The following is a 20,108-nucleotide window of genomic DNA, read 5'->3' as shown; positions in this document are numbered from 1 at the left end:
CGCCGGGGTCAGGGGTGTTAGCTGTGGATCGGGCCGTCTCCGCAGGCCAGGGCAGCCTCGCGCACCGCTTCTGAATACGTCGGATGCGCGTGGCAGGTGAGCGCCAGATCCTCGGCAGAAGCACCGAATTCCATTGCCACACAAACTTCGTGGATCAGATCGCCCGCGCCGGGGCCGATGATATGGGCACCCAGGATGCGATCGGTTTCCTTGTCGGCCAGAATCTTGACGAACCCGTCTGCCGCAAAATTCGCCTTGGCACGCCCATTGCCCATAAACATGAACTTGCCGACCTTATAGGCACGACCCTGTTCTTTGAGCGTCGCTTCGGTTTCACCGACATTGGCGACTTCGGGCCAGGTGTAGATCACGCCCGGAATCACGCCATAGTTGACATGACCGTGCTTGCCTGCAACCTGCTCGGCTGCGGCCATGCCTTCGTCTTCGGCCTTGTGCGCCAGCATCGGGCCTTCGGTCACGTCGCCAATTGCATAGATGCCCGGCACGTTGGTCTGCCAGTCGGCACCAACCTTGATCTGACCACGCGGTGTCATCTCGATGCCCAGAGCGTCCAGTCCCAGACCATCCGAATAGGGTTTGCGGCCTGTGGCAACCAGCACAGTGTCGGCGTCGATCACATGTTCACTGTCGTCTTTGAGCAGCTTGTAAGTAACTTTGGCCTTGGTCTTGGTCGCTTCGGTTTTCTGCACCGCCGCGCCCATGACAAATGTCAGGCCCTGTTTCTTGAGAATGCGCTGGAAGGTTTTTTGCACCTCTGGGTCCATGCCCGGCGTGATCTCCTTGAGGAACTCGATCACGGTAACTTCAGCGCCCAGGCGGCTGTAAACCGATCCCAGCTCCAGACCGATCACACCCGCGCCGATCACAACCATTTTCTTCGGGATCTTGTTCAGTGACAAAGCACCGGTCGAGGTCACGACAACTTTCTCATCAACTTCAACACCGGGCAGGGAAGATGGTTCCGACCCGGATGCGATGATAATGTTCTTGGTCACGTGGACTTCATCACCCACTTTTACCTGACCTTCGGCAGGGATTGATCCCCAACCTTTCAGCCAGTCGATCTTGTTCTTTTTGAACAGGAATTCGATGCCCTTGGTGTTGCCGTCGATGACTTCGTCCTTGTAGGCCTGCATCTGCTTCCAATCGACCGAAGGCGCTTTGCCCTTCAGGCCCATCTTGGCAAAGTTATGCTCGGCCTCGTGCAGCTGATGGCTGGCATGTAGCAGCGCCTTAGAGGGAATGCAGCCCACGTTCAGGCAAGTGCCACCCAGTGTTTCGCGCCCTTCGACCACGGCGGTTTTCAAACCCAGTTGAGCGCAGCGGATCGCGCAGACATAGCCGCCGGGTCCGGCGCCGATTACGATGACGTCATAATTTGCCATTACATTCTCCTAAATCGACCGGACGATCCGGCGCTTCCCCGACCCGATTTGGCGGGTCGGAAATAGTCTTTGTCAAACAGGTTCCAGCAGCTTGATCGAGATATGGGCAATTCCGCCCCGCTCGTGATGCATCGCCAATTCTTCGGAACCAAAGAAGGCTTTGGCCTTGTCCAGGTTTGTAACCTCGAACATCGCGATGGCGTGGTCCTTTTGGTCGGGGTCGCGCCAGACATGAAGGTCGCGGATACCCGCGGCCTTGCGCATCGGTTTGTCCTCGCGGAACACTTTCAGCCAAGCATTGAAATCGGCCACATCGGCCTGCCAGAGGACATGCGTTGCCATGCTTACAGGTCCATCAGCAGGCGGCGCGGGTCTTCCAGCGCCTCTTTCACACGGACGAGGAAGGTCACGGCACCTTTGCCATCGACGATCCGGTGGTCATAGGACAGGGCCAGATACATCATCGGGCGGATCTTGATCTCACCATTGATGACCATCGGACGGTCCTGGATCTTGTGCATGCCCAGAATACCCGACTGCGGGGGGTTCAGGATCGGCGAGGACATCAGCGAGCCATAGACACCACCATTCGAGATGGTGAAGGTGCCACCTTGCATCTCAGCCATGCTCAGCTTGCCGTCACGGGCGCGCTTGCCTTTTTCGGCGATCGCTTTTTCGATCGCGGCAAAGGACATGCTGTCGGCATCACGGATGACTGGCACGACCAGACCCTGCGGCGTCCCGGCGGCGACACCCATATGCACGAAGTTCTTGTAGACGATGTCGGTTCCGTCAATCTCGGCATTGACCTCGGGCACTTCTTTCAGGGCATGGCAGCAGGCCTTGGTGAAGAAAGACATAAAGCCCAGCCTTACGCCGTGCTTCTTCTCGAACTGGTCCTTGTACTGATTGCGCAGGGCCATGACCTCGGTCATGTCCACCTCGTTGTAGGTGGTCAGGATCGCGGCTGTGTTCTGTGCATCTTTCAGACGCTTGGCGATTGTCTGACGCAGGCGGGTCATCCGCACGCGTTCTTCGCGTGCCTCGTCCTCGGCAGCCACAGGGGCGCGCGGGGCTTGGGCCACAGGGGTGGGGGCAGCCGCCACAGGTGCCGGGGCCGAAACTGCTGCAACGGCTTTGGCCACGTCCTCCTTCATGATGCGACCGTCGCGGCCTGTTCCGGTGACCTGATCAGCTGACAGTCCGGCTTCGGCCATTGCCTTCTGGGCTGACGGCGCGTTTGCGATGTCTTTTCCTGTGCTGGTTGCTGCGGGCGCAGCCGCCGCTGCCTGGGCCGGCGCGGCTGTTGCACCAGCGGCTGCTCCGGAGATGACAGCCAGCTTGGCAGCCGCATCCACGGTCGAACCTTCTGGAGCAACGATTTCTGCAAGAACACCCGAAGTCGGTGCGGGAACTTCAACCGAGACTTTATCGGTTTCCAATTCGCACAGCATCTCGTCCTGCGCGACGTTGTCGCCAACCTTTTTGAACCAGGTCGAAACGGTTGCTTCTGTCACAGATTCACCAAGTGTCGGCACCATCACGTCAACCGACCCGGCCGATGCGGCAGGTGCCGCTGCCGGAGCTGCAGCTGGCGCTGCGCCTTCTCCAGCCGCAATCGTTGCCAGCAAGGCATCAACACCGACGGTTTCGCCTTCGGCTGCCACGATTTCACCCATTACACCCGCTGCGGGTGAAGGAACCTCGACGGTGACCTTGTCTGTCTCCAGCTCACACAGCATCTCATCCATGGCGACCGCATCACCGGGCTTTTTGAACCAGGTTGCAACTGTGGCTTCGGTGACCGATTCGCCAAGCGTGGGAACACGAACTTCAATCGTCATCGCTTACTTTCCTTCAATGCTCAGCGCTTCGTTTACCAGCGCTTCTTGTTGGGCTTTGTGTTGGCTGGCCAGCCCCGTTGCGGGCGAGGCCGATGTGGCGCGACCGGCATAGGTCGGGCGCGTGTGTTTTGCATCGATACGGGACAGGACCCATTCAATGTTGGGTTCAATAAAGGTCCACGCACCTTGGTTCTTGGGCTCTTCCTGACACCAGACCATCTCGGCATTCTTGAACCGTTCGAGTTCGTTGATCAGTGAATGTGCCGGGAACGGATAGAATTGTTCGATCCGCATCAGGTAGATGTCGTCGATGCCACGCGCATCGCGTTCCTCCAACAGGTCGAAATAGACCTTGCCGGAACACATGACGACGCGCTTGATCTTGTCATCGGCCACCAGCTTGGTGTCAGAGTTGCCTTTTTGCGCGTCATCCCACAGCACCCGGTGGAAGCTGGAGCCTGTGGTGAAGTCATCCGCCGTGCTGACGGCCAGCTTGTGACGCAACAGCGACTTCGGCGTCACTAGGATCAGTGGTTTCCGGAAGGTCCGGTGCAACTGACGGCGCAGGATGTGGAAATAGTTCGCGGGTGTCGTACAATTCGCCACGATCCAGTTGTCCTGACCGCACATTTGCAGGAACCGTTCCAAACGCGCTGACGAGTGTTCTGGGCCTTGCCCTTCAAAGCCATGCGGCAGCAGTGTGACCAGACCGGACATCCGCAGCCACTTGCTTTCACCCGAGCTGATGAACTGATCGAACATGATCTGCGCACCGTTGGCAAAGTCGCCGAACTGCGCCTCCCACAGAACCAGAGCGTTCGGTTCTGCCAGCGAATAGCCGTATTCGAAACCCAGCACCGCGTATTCCGACAGCATCGAATCAATGACATCGTATTGGGATTGCCCGGCACGGATGTTGTTAAGCGGGTAATACCGTTCTTCGGTTTCCTGATGAACAAACCCAGAGTGTCGCTGGCTGAACGTGCCCCGTGTTGCATCCTGTCCGGCCAGACGCACGGGGTATCCCTCGGTCAGCAACGAGCCAAACGCCAGTGCCTCGCCCGTGGCCCAGTCGAAGCCTGCACCGGTCTCGAACATTTGTTTCTTATGTTCCAGCAACCGCTCAACGGTTTTGTGCATTGCGAAATCGTCAGGAGCCTTGGTCAGCGCGGCTCCGATTTCCGCCAGTGTCTCTGCCGAGATCGCTGTTTCACCCCGGACATAATCATCCTTGTTCCTGTCCAGATGCGACCAGCGCCCATCCAGCCAGTCGGCCTTGTTGGGTTTATAGTCCTTCCCGGCCTCGAATTCGTCGTTCAGATGGGCCTGAAAGGCGGCCTTCATATCTTCGATCTCACCCTCGGGGATCAGCCCGTCCTTGACCAGTCGCTCGGTATACAAGGAAAGCGTTGTCTTATGGGTTTTGATCTTCTTGTACATGATCGGGTTGGTGAACATGGGCTCGTCGCCCTCGTTATGGCCAAACCGGCGATAGCAGAAGATGTCCAGAACCACGTCTTTATGGAACTTCTGGCGGAACTCGGTCGCCACCTTCGCGGCGTGAACTACCGCCTCGGGGTCGTCGCCGTTCACATGGAAGATCGGGGCCTCGACCATCAGCGCGATATCGGTGGGATAGGGGCTCGAGCGGCTGAAATGCGGCGCGGTAGTGAACCCGATCTGGTTGTTGACCACGATGTGCATGGTGCCGCCGGTTCTGTGCCCTTTCAGGCCGGACAGGCCAAAGCCCTCGGCCACAACACCCTGACCGGCAAAGGCCGCGTCACCGTGCAGCAATATCGCCATGACCCTGGTACGGTCCGTGTCGCCCAGTTGGTCTTGCTTGGCGCGAACCTTACCCAGAACTACCGGGTTTACCGCCTCAAGGTGAGAGGGGTTGGCGGTCAATGACAGATGCACACTGTTGCCATCGAATTCGCGATCGCTGGAGGCGCCGAGGTGATATTTCACATCGCCAGAGCCGTCCACGTCCTCTGGCTTGAAGCTACCGCCCTGGAATTCGTTGAAAATCGCGCGATAAGGCTTGCCCATCACGTTGGCCAGAATGTTCAGGCGACCCCGGTGCGGCATCCCGATGACGATGTCACTGAGGCCAAGCGCGCCACCGCGCTTGATGATCTGTTCCATCGCCGGGATTAGCGCCTCGCCACCGTCCAGACCGAAGCGCTTGGTGCCCATGTACTTGACGTGCAGGAACTTCTCAAAGCCCTCGGCCTCGACCATCTTGTTCAGGATCGCCTTGCGGCCTTCCTTGGTGAACGCGATTTCCTTGCCATAGCCCTCGATCCGCTCCTTCAGCCACGCGGCCTCTTCCGGGTTCGAGATATGCATGTATTGCAGCGCAAAGGTGCCGCAATATGTGCGTTTCACGATCTCAACGATCTGCCGCATCGAAGCGACCTGTAATCCCAGCACGTTGTCGATAAAGATCGGGCGATCCATGTCGGCATCGGTGAAACCGTAAGTCTTCGGGTCCAGCTCAGGATGGGTGCTGGCAGCGCGCATGCCCAGCGGGTCCAGATCCGCGGCCAGATGGCCCCGGATGCGATAGGCCCGGATCAGCATCAGTGCTCGCAAACTGTCCAGCACGGCGCGTTTGATCTGGTCGTCGCTGACCTCAGCCCCTTTTTCAGCCGCCTTGTCCTTGATCTTCTTGCCCGCCGCTTTAGCGTCAATCTCGGCCCATTCACCAGTCAGCGCACCAGTCAGGTCGTCTGCTGGCATCGGCGGCCAGTCGGTGCGCGCCCAGGACGGGCCTTCGGCTTCGCGTTGAACATCGGGGGCATCATCGCCCATGGCATCAAAGAACGCGCCCCATGCGGCATCCACCGCACCGGGGTTCTTTGTATATTGCGCATAAAGCTGCTCCAGATATTCGGCATTATGCCCCTGCATGAAGCTTGAGGCATGAAAGGCGGAATTGGGCGAATGTTCGGTCATAGGGCTACCTCTGTTGGGTTGGGACCGTATTGATTGGTGCCTGGCTGGCTGGGGCGTGTCAGCCACCATAGAACCAGGAGGGGCGACACCACCAGTACCAGTAGTGTCGGAAGAACGATGAGCAACGTGGCGCGTGTGAACAGAATATCCAGCCTGCCACCATGCTGGAAATGAGAGGCCAAGCCGATACCAAAAACGAGCACAGCTCCGGCGCCAAGGATCAACAGGATCGGCAGCAGAGCATACAGCCCGCTGCGCCCGGTATCGTGCATCCGCCGGAAAGCGACGGCCAGATGGGGAAAGAAGACGATCAGGCTGACGATGCCCTGCACCGGTTGCGAGGACGTGGCCGATACGGATTTCGAGGTTTCTGTTTCCGTCACCGCAACCTGCGTGAAGAACTGCCAGTCGATGATCCCGGCAATGATGTTCCAGATCACGATGAACAGGAAAAAGAACCAGTATTCGGGCCGCGAGGCACGGCCCGAGAAGGTGAAGAACTTGGAGAAGCAGGTGCGGATGGAGTCAGAGAAGGTCATGGGCTCACCGACCAACGGATCGCAAAATCCGAACCGCCAAAATTTGAGCCTGCGCTAAGGCTCGGACCAAGCACAACTAAAGTTCCTAAATCTGACGCTTTGTCTTTTGGGCCGTGCAAGATTTTGACTGATAAGTCCTGACCCGAAGCGAACCGTTCTTCAAACGATATAGAGTTATCGCTTGTGAACCCAAGTCGCTCCGGCCAGCCCGTAAAGTCACCTACATAGGTGAAACCACAGGACCGTGTTCCTTTTTCTTGAGCGTTTAGGAAGTAATTTGGATGGTCAGGGTGAATGAGAACGCTGATAAATGAAATCTTGTTTAAGTTATCCAGCGTTGCCCTTGCTTTTTCCAACTCCGCCGGGAAACTCTCAGGATCGGGGACATAGGTGGAGCCAGCAGCACGTTCCAGCCTTCTTCTATAGCTCATGTGGCGGGCGATGGCGTCTAATGCGTCGCCTTCAGCCAGAACAAATCCATTGTCCGCCAGACCTTCGGCGATTGGTTCGGACGCTTGAACAAGTTCCCGGCAGAGTTTGGCAATCTGGACGCCAAGCGCGTCTTCCATAGCTGCTTGAGCTTTTGTTTGAGCGGTGATCGCAAGCAAAGCAATGATCACTGCACTAACTCGACGCACCAACTTCAACTGCCTCCAAGCCGCATCAAAAGGCAGGCGATAATCGCCCGCCTTCAAACCGAGCACTGCCCGAAGAACAAACACTCGGTCGCTGACCATTACCCAATCGCTTCCAGCACAGCTTCACCCAGCTGCGCCGGGCTTTCGGCCACGACGATACCGGCCGAGCGCATGGCTTCGATCTTGTCCTCGGCACCGCCTTTGCCACCGGCGACGATGGCACCTGCGTGGCCCATGCGGCGGCCCGGAGGGGCTGTGCGGCCTGCGATGAATCCTGCAACCGGCTTTTTGCGGCCTTTCTTGGCCTCATCGGCCAGGAACTGTGCGGCCTCTTCCTCGGCCGAGCCGCCGATCTCGCCAATCATGATGATCGACGTGGTCTCGTCATCTGCCAGGAACCATTCCAGCACGTCGATATGCTCAGTCCCTTTGATCGGGTCGCCGCCAATGCCCACACAGGTGGACTGGCCCAGTCCTACGTCCGTTGTCTGTTTCACGGCTTCATAAGTAAGCGTACCCGAGCGGGAAACGACACCCACGCTGCCGCGTTTGTGAATATGGCCGGGCATGATGCCGATCTTGCAGGCGTCAGGCGTGATGACACCGGGGCAGTTCGGGCCAATCAGGCGCGACTTGCTGCCTTCCAGCGCGCGTTTCACCTTCATCATGTCCAGAACCGGGATACCTTCGGTGATGCAGACAATCACTTCCATCTCGGCATCAATCGCTTCGAGGATCGAATCCGCCGCGAATGGGGGCGGTACGTAGATCACCGATGCGTTGGCTTCGGTCACGTGCTTGGCCTCGTGGACCGAGTTGAACACGGGAAGGCCCAGATGCTCCATCCCGCCTTTGCCGGGGGTCACGCCGCCGACCATCTTGGTGCCATAGGCAATAGCCTGTTCGCTGTGGAATGTACCTTGCGAGCCGGTAAAGCCCTGACAGATCACTTTGGTGTTTTCATCGATGAGGACTGCCATTTTGTCCCTTTCTCTAGGCGGTGTGGGATTGATAGGGTTCAGCCGCTGGAAGAACCTGCGGCGCATAGGTGATTTTCTGAAGCGTGGCGCGACCAAGGGCCAGATCGGCCATCGTGCGCAGGCCGCTGCTGATTTCGGCGATACCGCGCCTGATTTTTTGTCGGACCAGCGGCCAGCCCGTAGGGCGTGCGCGGGGGGCACCCATCTGGATTTCGTCCGGCGAATCGTTGCCTTGCTCGACCATGGCAGGGATCACCTGATAGACATTGACCCGACGCGCCGCGGGCGAGGCTGACGGGTTGAACAACAGGCCATCCAGCGCGATGTCATAGGGCTTTTGCGCCAGAAAATGTTCTGCTGCTTTTCGGGTCAACGCATATGCGGCACCGCCAGGGTGGCGCGAGCGCATCAGGCACAGTTCCCGACCCAGATGAGACACACGCTTGCGCCCAAGAGCGAGGTAAAACTTTGTACTGCGCCAGCGTTCGAACCGCACGATATCGGCATCCTCTGGCCACCAGGACGCATCGTTCAACCAATCCGCCAGTTCTGGCGACAGGAAAACATCATCCTCAAGTATCAAGGCCTGTTCCGCACCGGAGGCGACAACGGCCTCCCACGCCCTGGCATGGCTTAGGGTGCAGGCCATGTCCTTGGTATGGAAATAACCCCAAGGTCCCTCGGACCGGCATTCACGCAGAAAATCCTCACGGGTGGCGGCGTCGCAATCAACAGCGTTGACGCGCGTCGCCGACAGGCCTGCCTTTTGCAGCTCCTGTGCCATCAAACGCGCCCGCCCGGTGGCGCGTTCAAGACCTATGAGGAAGATGGGGATGGACATCAGATCGATTGTTTCTTTCGATTTCCCGCGTGAAATGGATAAAGTTGGATTGTAGTTGCCGTGGGGTCGGCCTGTAGCCCACTCCACAGCAACTTGCTTACCCCTTAACCGCCTTGACGATCTTCTCGGCACCGTCTTTCAGGTTGTCCGCCGCGATCACGTCCAGACCCGAGTTGTTGATGATTTCTTTGCCTTTCTCGACATTGGTGCCTTCCAGTCGCACGACAAGCGGAACCTGCAGACCGACCTCTTTCACCGCAGCCACCACGCCCTCGGCGATGACGTCACAGCGCATGATGCCGCCGAAGATATTGACCAGAATGCCTTTGACCTGCGGGTCCGAGGTGATGATCTTGAACGCCTCGGTCACCTTCTCTTTGGTTGCACCGCCACCCACGTCGAGGAAGTTGGCAGGTTCGGCACCATACAGTTTGATGATGTCCATCGTAGCCATCGCCAGACCGGCACCGTTCACCATGCAGCCGATCTCACCATCCAGTGCGATGTAGTTCAGGTCGTATTTGCTGGCTTCCAGTTCCTTGGGATCTTCCTCGGTCGTGTCGCGCAGTTCGGCGATATCCGGGTGGCGGTAGACCGCATTGCCGTCAAAGCCAACCTTGGCATCCAGCACTTTCAGGTCGCCACTGTCGGATACGATCAGTGGGTTAATCTCCAGCATCTCCATATCCTTCTCGACGAAGGCCTTGTAGAGGATGCCCATAAGCCTGACACATTGCTTGACCTGCGCGCCCTCCAAACCCAGCGAAAACGCAATGCGGCGGCCGTGGTAGGGTTGGTAACCGGTGGCCGGGTCAACCGAGAAGGACAGGATTTTCTCGGGCGTCGCGGCAGCAACCTCTTCGATGTCCATACCGCCTTCCGTCGAGCAGACAAACGAGATACGGCTGGTCTGACGATCTACCAGCAGGGCCAGGTACAGTTCACGCTCGATGCCGGAACCGGCTTCGATATAGATGCGATTGACCTGCTTGCCTGCCGGACCCGTCTGATGGGTGACCAGAGTGCGACCCAGCATCTTCTTGGCTTCTTCGGCCGCTTCTTCGACCGACTTCGTCAGACGGACACCGCCCTTTTCACCTGCATCGGCCTCTTTGAAGGATCCTTTGCCGCGGCCGCCCGCGTGTATCTGCGCCTTGACGACCCAAAGCGGCCCATCCAGTTCACCGGCTGCGGTTTTGGCTTCCTCGGCGCGCAGCACGGCGCGACCATCGGAGACCGGAGCGCCGTAGCTGCGAAGAAGAGCCTTGGCCTGATATTCGTGAATGTTCATCGAAATTGTCCCGTCTGACTGCGTTTAACCGTTATAGGCGTGTCTAGCGGGCAAATTTAAAGGGTTTTTTGACCTGAGACGGGAAATTGTCGAAGATTTTCAACATTTGTGATCACGGGTTTTTAGGGTGTGATCACAAAAATTCAAGTGCCATCGATTGATTCGATATTCCTGCACAGTTTTTTGAAATCACATTCGAAAAAAGGGATTTGCGACGTTTGCGCCAACATATGCGGCCGGGGTCCGCGGTGGAAAATGAAAACCGGCCCATAATTGGGCCGGCCTCAAATTCGGATTGTCTGGCAGTTTTACGCCAACGAGCTGTCGATGCCTTTGCACGCCTCGATCAGGCCTTTCACGGCGTTGACCGAATTGTCGAAACCGGCTTGCTCGTCTTCGTTCAGCTTGATGTTAACGATGCGCTCGACGCCGCCTGCGCCAATGACTGTCGGCACCCCGACATAAAGGCCGTTAACGCCCAACTCACCGCTGCAGTACGCCGCACAAGGCAGAACACGCTTTTGGTCTTTCAGATAGGCTTCGGTCATTTCGATCGCCGAGGTGGCGGGCGCGTAATAAGCCGATCCGGTTTTCAGCAGGCCGACGATTTCGGCGCCACCATCACGGGTGCGCTGTACGATGGCGTCCAGCTTTTCTTGCGAGGTCCAGCCCATTTCAACCAGATCAGGCAGAGGGATACCAGCAACGGTCGAATAACGAACTGATGGTACCATGGTGTCGCCGTGGCCGCCCAATACGAACGCGGTCACATCGCGCATCGAGACGTTGAACTCTTCCGACAGGAAATGCGCGAAACGTGCTGAATCCAGCACGCCAGCCATGCCGCAGACTTTGTTATGCGGCAGGCCCGAGAATTCGCGCAGCGCCCAGACCATGGCGTCCAGTGGGTTGGTGATGCAGATCACGAACGCATCGGGCGCATGTGCTGCGATACCTTCGCCGACCGACTTCATGACTTTCAGGTTGATGCCCAGCAGGTCATCGCGGCTCATGCCCGGTTTGCGGGCTACGCCTGCGGTCACGATGCAGACATCCGCGCCGGCGATATCGGCATAGTCGCTGGTGCCTTTCATCGAGGCGTCAAAGCCTTCGGACGGGCCGGATTCGGCGATGTCGAGCGCCTTGCCCTGTGGCAACCCGTCAGCGATGTCAAACAGGACAACGTCACCCAGTTCTTTGACAGCTGCAAGATGCGCAAGCGTGCCGCCGATGTTCCCCGCGCCGATCAGCGCAATCTTGGGTCTGGCCATTTGGAATATCTCCGGTCGGTTTTGAAATCGCGGCTGTGCTAGTCGTTAAAACGGCATTAGGCAAGAGTTCTGCGACGTGGCATACAACCGCATACCGTTTGCGAGACCCTATGTGGTTGCGCTAAAGGGCCTTTGAGACAAGCCAAAACCGGGACCGGTGCATGTTTGAATTGAACCTGATGTTTTTTGCAGTGGCGATCCCGGCGGTGATTTTTGCGGGTATCTCGAAGGGTGGTTTCGGCTCGGGCGTGGCCTTTGCGTCATCATCGATTCTGGCCTTGATCCTAACGCCCGGGCAGGCCCTGGCCCTGATGCTGCCGATTCTGATGGTGATCGATGTGGCCACTTTGGGCCCTTATTGGAAGCGGTGGAACTGGGGGGATGCGCGCCTGCTGATCCTGGGTGCTGTACCCGGTGTGGCAATGGGGGCATGGCTCTACCGTTCAACGGATGATGACCTGCTGCGCCTGTTGATAGGCGGCATCTCGGTCGGGTTCGTGATCTGGCACATCGCACAGTCAAAAGGCTGGGTGCGCGGGTTTGCCAGACGGTTGCCGCCCTCCGCTGGCCTGTTTGCAGGGCTGGTCGCGGGATTCACCAGCTTTGTCAGCCATGCCGGAGGCCCTCCGGCTGCCGTTTACCTGTTGTCCCAACGGCTGACCAAGACCGAGTTTCAAGCCAGTACAGTATTGGTCTTCTGGGTGATTAATATCGCGAAGTTTGTACCCTACGCTTATCTTGGCATGTTCACGTGGCAGACGGCATGGGCCGATATGCTGTTAACACCGTTTGCTGTTCTCGGTGCCTGGCTGGGCGTCCGTGCACATTTCATGTTGTCCGAACGCCTGTTCTTTGGAATTGCCTATGTGCTGCTGACCCTCACCGGCGGTAAGCTGATCTGGGACGCACTTACCTGATCAGGCGTTCGGGGGCAGCGCTTCGGCTACAGCCTCAAAAGCTTGCCCCGAAGCGACGAGGCAGGTGACCCCGTTGGGCAAGGTCACCGTGATGGTCCAGCTGCCGCTTTGAGTTGAGGCGAAAAGTTCCATGACCGCGCCTTGCTGGGCCAGACCAAAGCCCCTGCGCGTTTCGCCATAAGTGTCGGTCAACCTTTCCAGCACATCCTCTCGCGGTGCGCAGTTTTGCCCCTGGGCCTGTACCTGTTGTGCCGCAAGTACCATGATCCCTAGTCCCATCGTCATCTTGAACATTGTCTTTCGCATCCCGAATCCTTTCGGTTCCCTCTGCCGGTCAGGGTGCCGCGCAGGGGCCGAAATTCAGTTAAGGCAAAGCACGTTGCGTCGTGTTTGCTGCGGTGCGGCAATTTTGGGCTTGAACTTTCCGGTAAAAAATGCCCCATTCCGCGCAACTTTATTTCAATGGGAGTGGTCCATGGATCCTCGTCAGCGCCCCTATCGTTCGGTTCTCTATATCCCCGGGTCCCGGGACCGGGCTTTGGAAAAGGCCCGCACTCTGCCGGTAGATGCAATCATATTTGATCTGGAAGATGCGGTCGCAGCCGACGAAAAGGACAATGCGCGCGAAACGCTCAAGGCGGCTTTGGCTGCCGGAGGGTACGGATCACGCGTCAAGATTGTTCGGATCAACGGGTTAGACACCGAATGGGGCCGTGCGGATGCCGAGGCTGTGCGCGAAATGGATGCCGACGTTGTCCTGTTGCCTAAAGTGAATTCGGCGGCTGACGTAGACGCGCTGGCTGCGATCACCGGAGATTTGCCGATCTGGGCTATGATGGAAACCCCGCGTGGAATGCTGAACGCAGCAGAAATCGCCGCGCATCCGCTGATGGCCGGATTCGTGATGGGAACAAATGATCTGGCGAAAGAGCTGCAAACCCGCTTCCGCCCAGATCGCCTGCCGATGATGACCTCGTTAGGGCTGTGCTTGTTGGCTGCCAAGGCCGAAGGGCTGATCATCATCGACGGTGTTTACAACGCCTTCAAGGATGTCGAAGGTCTGGCGTTCGAATGTGCGCAAGGCCGCGATATGGGCTTTGATGGCAAAACGCTGATCCACCCGGCCCAGGTCGAAGTGGCAAATACCGCCTTCGCGCCATCGGATGATGAGATCGACCTGGCTCGCCGCCAGATCTCGGCCTTTGAAGAGACCGAGGCCCTTGGCCAAGGGGTCGCCGTTGTCGATGGCAAGATTGTCGAAAATCTGCACGTTGTAACTGCCCGCGAAATTCTGGCAAAAGCAGAGGCGATATTAGCTTTGCAAGCGGGGTAGGCCAGCATGGGCTTTGTTCTTCTGATCTTGGGTGTGGCGCTGTGGTGGGGGGCGCATCTGTTCAAACGTGTGGCACCTGAACGCCGTGCCGCAATGGGTGACGCGGGTAAAGGCGCTGTTGCCCTGGCTTTGGTCGCGTCGATCCTTCTGATGATCTTCGGGTATCGCATGACCGACTTCATCCATGTTTGGGCGCCGCCGACCTTTCTGATTCACGTCAACAATCTGTTGGTTTTGATCGCGATTTATTTGATGAGCCCTGCGGGCACAAAAGGCCGGCTGCTGTACAAGCTGCGCCACCCGATGCTGGGCGGGTTCAAACTGTGGGCTTTTGCGCACCTGTTGGTGAACGGCGATTTGGCCTCGATCATCCTGTTTGGTGGCCTTCTGGCCTGGGCGGTGGTCGAAGTCATTGTAATCAACAAGTCTGAACCCGAGTGGACCCCGGCAGAGCCTGGCACTTACGGCAAGGATGCGATGTTCTTTGTGGCTTCGATCGTTCTGATGGGAATTATCGGATACATCCATGGGCTGGTTGGCCCATCTCCGTTCGGCTCATAAGGATTTGATTTGATGTCGAAGCTTTATCGCTTGCTGACCGAAGAAGACACTTCGGCCTTCTGTCACAAGGTGTCCGACGCCCTTTCAAAGGGATGGGAGCTGTATGGTGACCCGGCGTACGCCTTTGATGCCAACGGCAATGTAATGCGTTGCGCGCAGGCCGTGACCAAAGAGGTCGAGGCCGACTATTCCCCCGACATGAAACTGGGACAGCAGTAATGGCAAAAACAAATCCGGGCCGATTTTTCGAGGACTATTCTGTCGGGCAGGTGTTGCAGCATGCAGTACCTCGCACCGTGACCGAGGGAGAGCGCGGCTTGTATCACGCGCTCTATCCCGCACGTCACGCGCTTTACTCCTCGGATGAATTTGCCCGGGACTGTGGGTTGCCGGAAAGCCCGATAGATGATCTGGCCGCGTTCCACATCGTGTTCGGCAAGACCGTGCCTGATGTTTCTCTGAACGCGGTTGCCAATCTGGGCTATGCCGAAGGTCGTTGGCTGAAACCTGTTTTTGCCGGCGATACGCTGCGATCCGTATCAGAGGTTATCGGCCTGAAGCAGAATTCCAACGGAAAAACTGGTGTTGTCTGGGTTCGTACCCGCGGGTTGAACCAGTTGGACGAGGTGGTTCTTGAATATGTGCGCTGGGTCATGGTGCGCAAGGCAAACATGGATGCACCCGCGCCCGAGACGGTTGTTCCCGATTTGAAGGCTGTGCTTGATCCGCAGGACCTGATCGTGCCGGAAGGGCTCGATTTTGCAAACTACGATTTTGCCCTCGCGGGCGAGGCGCACCGCTGGGGCGATTATGAGGTCGGTGAAACCATCGATCATGTGGACGGTGTCACCGTGGAAGAGGCCGAGCATATGCTAGCCACACGTTTGTGGCAGAACACCGCCAAGGTGCATTACGACCTGACGTTCCGTCCGGAAGGGCGGCTCATTTACGGTGGGCATGTAATCTCGATGGCGCGGGCATTTTCCTTCAATGGCCTTGCAAATGCGCAGATGATTGTCGGCTTGAATGGTGGCGCCCATGCTAACCCTTGTTTTGCGGGTGATACGATCAAGGCATGGTCCGAAGTTTTGGACAAAGCGGAAACCGGGGTTCCCGGCATAGGCGCTGTGCGATTGCGTCTGGTCGCGACCAAGGGCGGTGATCCGTTCAAGCTGAAGAACGAAGAAGGGCGGTACCTGCCAGATGTTCTTCTGGATCTCGACTATTGGGCATTGATGCCCAAATAGGTGATCTGACGGATATGTGACGCCACTGCTTGCAAGGCGTGATAGGTTCGCACAATGAACCTGCTACGCGCGATATTGGCCAGCGTCACTCTGGCACCTGCGGCTCAGGCCTGCGATCTGGCCTTGGCTTTGGCTGTGGACGTTTCTGGTTCGGTCGATAGCAGCGAATATCGCATCCAGATGGATGGGTTGGCCGCAGGTTTGCGCGACCCGATCGTGTCCGAGGCACTGGTGCGGGGGCAGGCGCGGCTGATGCTGGTGCAGTGGACCGGCTCATCGCGCCAGCGGATCACTATCCCCTGGACCCGTATCGATAGCTTTGCCACGCTGGATCAGTTTGCAGACCGGGTCGCCGCCGATCCGCGCATCTGGCGGAATTTTTCGACGGCAATCGGCGAGGCGCTTCAAATGACCCTGAGTTCATTTGATTCGGTTTCCGACTGCCGACGGCATCTGATTGACCTGTCAGGGGACGGTGTGTCCAATGAAGGGATTGAACCTACTCGGGTACATGCGGCCCTGCGCGCCGAGGGAATCGTTGTCAACGCGCTGGCTATTGAGGAAAGCGAACCGGACCTGACGGCATATTTCTTTGAGAATGTCATCGTGGGCGAAGGTGCCTTTGTCGTTTCTGCCACCGGGTTCGCGGATTACCCGGAACGAATTCGTCGAAAACTGCTGCGCGAAGTGACGCAGCAAACGGCAGACCTGAAATGACGGCTTGAGAGATTCGTGATCACATCTCTTCGGCCTTGAAAACGCTAACATTGACAGTGCGGAATGTGATATGTGATCACGAGATTATTTTGTGTGATCACATAATTGAATTATCCGTATAATTGAGCGCAATTTGATGGTTTTTGCACTCGCAGCACGTGACAGTGTCGCAAAAACCAGTAAAACGTTCGGTAGCCAACCGAAAAGGAGCCGCCATGGCCGATGTAAATCGGGGCAATCGCCCACTTTCGCCGCATCTGTCGATTTATCGCCCGCAGCTGACGTCGATCACGTCCATCCTGACGCGCATCACCGGTAACGCCCTTCTGCTCGCAGCTCTGTTGATCGTCTGGTGGTTTCTGGCCGCTGCAACCTCGCCCGAGGCCTTTGCCGTAGCGAATGGGGTAATAACCTCGATGCTTGGAGACCTTGTGATGGCGCTGTCCGTTTGGGGGCTTTGGTATCACACGCTGGCCGGTGTGCGGCATCTGATCTGGGACAATGCAGTTGGTCTGGATATTCCGACAGCGACCAAAATGGGTTGGGCTGTTGTTATCGGATCGGTCGTCTTGACCCTTCTGACCCTTGTCCTCGTCGCGTGATTGGAGGCCTGACATGCGTTATCTGACCGACCGCAAACGCGCCGCTGGACTTGGCTCGGCGAAATCCGGTACTGCCCATTTCTGGGCGATGAAAGTCAGCTCGGTTGCTTTGCTGATCCTTGTGCCGTTGTTTGTATTCACCTTTGGCCCGATCCTGGGCCAGCCATTCGAGGTCGTTCTCGACTACTACTCGCGACCTTTCCCTGCCATCGTGGCAGCACTGACGCTGGCGGTTGGCTTCAAACACTTCGCGGACGGTGCGCAGGTGATGCTTGAAGATTATGTTCACGGCACGCTTGAAAAGGTCCTGATCATTCTGTTGACCTGCTTGTCTTATGGCGCGGCTGCGGCTGGCATCTTTGCCGTCGCTCGCATTGCCCTTTAATTCCCGGAGCTGAAAGAAATGGCTGCATACGAATACGAAACGCATGAATATGACGTGGTCGTTGTCGGTGCCGGTGGGGCCGGTCTGCGGGCAACACTGGGTATGGCGGAACAGGGTCTTCGCACGGCTTGCGTAACCAAGGTTTTCCCAACCCGTTCGCATACTGTGGCCGCTCAGGGCGGTATCGCCGCGTCGTTGTCAAACATGGGGCCCGACCACTGGCAGTGGCACATGTACGACACTGTGAAAGGCTCGGATTGGCTGGGCGATACCGATGCGATGGAATACCTAGCTCGGGAAGCGCCCAAGGCTGTTTACGAACTGGAGCACTATGGCGTTCCGTTCAGCCGAACCGAAGAGGGTAAGATCTATCAACGCCCGTTTGGTGGTCACACCACTGAATTCGGCGAAGGCCCGGCAGTCCAGCGCACCTGTGCCGCTGCGGACAGGACCGGCCACGCGATCCTTCATACGCTGTATGGCCAGTCGCTGAAGAACAATGCCGAGTTTTATATCGAATACTTCGCCATCGACCTGATCATGTCCGATGACGGCCAGTGTCAGGGTGTTGTCTGCTGGAAGCTGGACGATGGCACGATGCATGTCTTCAATGCCAAGATGGTTGTGCTGGCGACCGGCGGGTATGGCCGCGCCTATTTCAGCGCGACCTCGGCCCATACCTGCACCGGTGACGGTGGCGGTATGGTGGCCCGCGCGGGCTTGGCGCTGCAGGATATGGAGTTCGTTCAGTTCCACCCGACCGGCATCTACGGATCGGGCTGCCTGATCACCGAAGGCGCGCGTGGCGAGGGCGGTTACCTGACCAACTCGGAAGGTGAACGGTTCATGGAGCGTTACGCCCCCCAGTACAAGGACCTCGCACCGCGCGATTACGTCTCGCGCTCGATGACCTTGGAAATCCGCGAAGGCCGTGGTGTCGGTGCGGAAGGGGATCATATTCACCTGAACCTCAGTCACCTCCCAGCCGAAGCTTTGGCAGAACGTCTGCCCGGCATCTCGGAAAGCGCCAAGATCTTTGCCGGCGTGGATGTCACCAAGGAACCGATCCCGGTTCTGCCAACCGTGCACTATAACATGGGCGGTATCCCCACAAACTATTGGGGTGAAGTTCTGAACCCAACGGCCGAGAACCCGACAGCTGTGGTTCCGGGCCTGATGGCAGTGGGCGAAGCCGGTTGCGCCTCGGTCCACGGCGCGAACCGCTTGGGCTCGAACTCGCTGATTGACCTTGTGGTCTTTGGCCGCGCGGCGGCGATCCGGGCAGGCAAAGTCGTGAATCCTGAAGCTGCGAACCCGGTTCTGAACCAGGCATCGGTCGATAAGGCCTTTGACCGGTTCGACGCGGTGCGCAACGCTAGCGGTTCCATCCCGACCGCCGAGTTGCGGCTTGAGATGCAGAAAACCATGCAGGCGGATGCTGCCGTGTTCCGTACCGCCAAGACCATGGCCGAAGGCGTCGAGAAGATGACGGCAATCGCTGCGAAGATGGACGATCTGAAAGTCACAGACCGGTCGCTGGTCTGGAACAGTGACCTGATGGAAACGCTGGAACTGACCAACCTGATGCCTAACGCGCTGGCCACGATCGTCGGCGCAGAGGCGCGCAAGGAATCCCGTGGTGCCCACGCGCACGAGGATTTCTCTGCACGTGATGACGAAAACTGGCGTGTTCACACGGTTAGTCGGGTCGAAGGCAACAAGGTTGAGCTCAGCTATCGTCCCGTGATCGTCGATCCGCTGACGACCGAAGACGAAGGTGGCATCAGCCTGAAGAAAATCGCACCCAAGGCACGTACGTTCTAAAAGGCTCGGACAGCAGGCAATGGTGAGCAAGCGCCAAATACCCACGAAAACCGCAATGGCCATTGGCCAGTGGTCGGTCCGCGTCCGGTGCTTGTCATGACGGTCGAGGTCCTGCAATCCGGTTCAGGCTATCCCAAGATCATCCTGATCGGGCTGAACCGCTGTGCAACGACCTCGTTTCACAGGCTGTTCCAGAACAGCAGGATACCGTCAGTTCATTGGGAAGATGACCAGGGCCGAAACCTTGCGCACCGCATGTTGACCAACATAGCCATGGGGCGACGACCACTGGACGGGTTCGGAGCGGTGCGGGCCTTCACCGACATCGCTTTCGTCAGCTCACGCTTCATGCTGGACGGGGCGCGTTTCTTCCGTGAATTGCATGCGGCTTACCCGGACGCCTTTTTCTTGCTGAACACGCGCAATCGCGATGACTGGATCGCATCCCGTGCCAACCATTCCGGCGGTAGGTACCTTGAGCGATGCTGCAAGGCCAATGGACAAACGGCCGATGAAGTGAAACACGGCTGGGCACATATGTATGATGTGCACCATGCCGAAGTAGAAGCCTATTTCGACGGCAACCCGCGCTTCCTGCGCTTTGATATCGACTGTGACGATCCGCAACGCGTTGCGGACTGGCTCGCGTCGGATTTTGACGTGAACATCGCCCATTGGGGGCATTATAACCGAGGGGCGTCTCAGCGCGCCCGGACAGGCTGAAAGGCGGCCTTGTGCTGAATGGAGAATT

21 protein-coding genes are annotated in these 20,108 nt (G+C 57.8%); 10 read left to right on the top strand and 11 right to left on the bottom strand.

Annotation, left to right across the window (positions count from 1 at the left end):
* Positions 1-17: 17 nt before the first annotated feature.
* The 10 genes from lpdA to mdh all read right to left on the bottom strand — a co-directional run bounded on the left by lpdA (position 18) and on the right by mdh (position 11,771).
* Complete coding sequence (gene lpdA / locus AC2FNC_RS03955) at positions 18-1,406, bottom strand: dihydrolipoyl dehydrogenase (protein ID WP_480554216.1); 1,389 nt, start codon at positions 1,404-1,406, stop codon at positions 18-20.
* Positions 1,407-1,478: 72 nt separating this feature from the next.
* Complete coding sequence (locus tag AC2FNC_RS03950; protein WP_480483134.1) at positions 1,479-1,748, bottom strand: hypothetical protein; 270 nt, start codon at positions 1,746-1,748, stop codon at positions 1,479-1,481.
* Positions 1,749-1,750: 2 nt separating this feature from the next.
* Entirely contained in the window at positions 1,751-3,250 is a 1,500-nt protein-coding gene (gene odhB, locus AC2FNC_RS03945) for a 2-oxoglutarate dehydrogenase complex dihydrolipoyllysine-residue succinyltransferase (RefSeq protein WP_480518439.1), read from the bottom strand.
* A 3-nt stretch (positions 3,251-3,253) separates the two neighbouring features.
* Positions 3,254-6,211, bottom strand: a complete 2,958-nt coding sequence (locus AC2FNC_RS03940) for a 2-oxoglutarate dehydrogenase E1 component (protein ID WP_480475078.1) — start codon at positions 6,209-6,211, stop codon at positions 3,254-3,256.
* Positions 6,208-6,750, bottom strand: coding sequence for a DUF805 domain-containing protein (locus tag AC2FNC_RS03935; protein WP_480554213.1), 543 nt, complete (start codon positions 6,748-6,750; stop codon positions 6,208-6,210). The genes AC2FNC_RS03940 and AC2FNC_RS03935 overlap by 4 nt, the downstream gene beginning before the upstream one ends.
* The gene (locus AC2FNC_RS03930) at positions 6,747-7,487 is read right to left on the bottom strand and encodes a hypothetical protein (protein ID WP_480554212.1); all 741 of its coding nucleotides are present in this window, start codon (positions 7,485-7,487) and stop codon (positions 6,747-6,749) included. The genes AC2FNC_RS03935 and AC2FNC_RS03930 overlap by 4 nt, the downstream gene beginning before the upstream one ends.
* On the bottom strand, positions 7,487-8,368 hold the full coding sequence (sucD, locus tag AC2FNC_RS03925) for a succinate--CoA ligase subunit alpha (protein ID WP_209506539.1): 882 nt from the start codon (positions 8,366-8,368) through the stop codon (positions 7,487-7,489). Before sucD ends, AC2FNC_RS03930 begins: the two co-directional genes overlap by 1 nt.
* A gap of 13 nt (positions 8,369-8,381) precedes the next feature.
* A complete protein-coding gene (locus AC2FNC_RS03920) occupies positions 8,382-9,209 on the bottom strand; it encodes a glycosyltransferase family 25 protein (protein ID WP_496714668.1) in 828 nt (275 codons plus the stop codon).
* A gap of 97 nt (positions 9,210-9,306) precedes the next feature.
* Positions 9,307-10,500 carry an ADP-forming succinate--CoA ligase subunit beta gene (gene sucC, locus AC2FNC_RS03915; RefSeq protein WP_267363198.1) on the bottom strand — a complete coding sequence of 398 codons (1,194 nt, stop codon included), beginning with the start codon at positions 10,498-10,500 and terminating at the stop codon, positions 9,307-9,309.
* 308 nt (positions 10,501-10,808) lie between these two features.
* Positions 10,809-11,771, bottom strand: a complete 963-nt coding sequence (mdh, locus tag AC2FNC_RS03910; RefSeq protein WP_480518443.1) for a malate dehydrogenase — start codon at positions 11,769-11,771, stop codon at positions 10,809-10,811.
* Between the two features lie 161 nt (positions 11,772-11,932).
* Here mdh and AC2FNC_RS03905 point away from each other — a divergent pair, with 161 nt between their 5' ends.
* Positions 11,933-12,688, top strand: coding sequence for a sulfite exporter TauE/SafE family protein (locus AC2FNC_RS03905; protein ID WP_480475086.1), 756 nt, complete (start codon positions 11,933-11,935; stop codon positions 12,686-12,688).
* On the opposite strand, the gene AC2FNC_RS03900 is transcribed toward AC2FNC_RS03905, so the two are convergent.
* Positions 12,689-12,994 carry a hypothetical protein gene (locus tag AC2FNC_RS03900; protein ID WP_480494306.1) on the bottom strand — a complete coding sequence of 102 codons (306 nt, stop codon included), beginning with the start codon at positions 12,992-12,994 and terminating at the stop codon, positions 12,689-12,691. It lies immediately after the preceding gene.
* Positions 12,995-13,163: 169 nt separating this feature from the next.
* Here AC2FNC_RS03900 and AC2FNC_RS03895 point away from each other — a divergent pair, with 169 nt between their 5' ends.
* The 9 genes from AC2FNC_RS03895 (at position 13,164) to AC2FNC_RS03855 (ending at position 20,080) form a co-directional block, all read left to right on the top strand.
* Positions 13,164-14,021, top strand: coding sequence for an HpcH/HpaI aldolase/citrate lyase family protein (locus tag AC2FNC_RS03895; protein ID WP_480494304.1), 858 nt, complete (start codon positions 13,164-13,166; stop codon positions 14,019-14,021).
* Between the two features lie 6 nt (positions 14,022-14,027).
* Entirely contained in the window at positions 14,028-14,582 is a 555-nt protein-coding gene (locus tag AC2FNC_RS03890) for an NnrU family protein (protein ID WP_496714667.1), read from the top strand.
* 12 nt (positions 14,583-14,594) lie between these two features.
* Positions 14,595-14,801, top strand: a complete 207-nt coding sequence (locus AC2FNC_RS03885) for a DUF1737 domain-containing protein (RefSeq protein ID WP_209506521.1) — start codon at positions 14,595-14,597, stop codon at positions 14,799-14,801.
* The gene (locus AC2FNC_RS03880; RefSeq protein ID WP_480518447.1) at positions 14,801-15,829 is read left to right on the top strand and encodes a MaoC family dehydratase; all 1,029 of its coding nucleotides are present in this window, start codon (positions 14,801-14,803) and stop codon (positions 15,827-15,829) included. Before AC2FNC_RS03885 ends, AC2FNC_RS03880 begins: the two co-directional genes overlap by 1 nt.
* Before the next feature lie 54 nt (positions 15,830-15,883).
* Positions 15,884-16,546 carry a DUF1194 domain-containing protein gene (locus AC2FNC_RS03875; protein ID WP_480475096.1) on the top strand — a complete coding sequence of 221 codons (663 nt, stop codon included), beginning with the start codon at positions 15,884-15,886 and terminating at the stop codon, positions 16,544-16,546.
* A gap of 215 nt (positions 16,547-16,761) precedes the next feature.
* Complete coding sequence (gene sdhC, locus AC2FNC_RS03870; protein ID WP_480475098.1) at positions 16,762-17,148, top strand: succinate dehydrogenase, cytochrome b556 subunit; 387 nt, start codon at positions 16,762-16,764, stop codon at positions 17,146-17,148.
* 13 nt (positions 17,149-17,161) lie between these two features.
* Positions 17,162-17,533 carry a succinate dehydrogenase, hydrophobic membrane anchor protein gene (sdhD, locus tag AC2FNC_RS03865; protein ID WP_480475100.1) on the top strand — a complete coding sequence of 124 codons (372 nt, stop codon included), beginning with the start codon at positions 17,162-17,164 and terminating at the stop codon, positions 17,531-17,533.
* 18 nt (positions 17,534-17,551) lie between these two features.
* A complete protein-coding gene (gene sdhA, locus AC2FNC_RS03860) occupies positions 17,552-19,357 on the top strand; it encodes a succinate dehydrogenase flavoprotein subunit (RefSeq protein WP_480554209.1) in 1,806 nt (601 codons plus the stop codon).
* 96 nt (positions 19,358-19,453) lie between these two features.
* Complete coding sequence (locus AC2FNC_RS03855) at positions 19,454-20,080, top strand: sulfotransferase (RefSeq protein WP_496714666.1); 627 nt, start codon at positions 19,454-19,456, stop codon at positions 20,078-20,080.
* The last annotated feature ends 28 nt before the right edge of the window (positions 20,081-20,108 follow it).

This window comes from Ruegeria sp. BHSA123, assembly GCF_059613425.1.
This window is presented reverse-complemented; position numbering and strand designations above follow the sequence as displayed.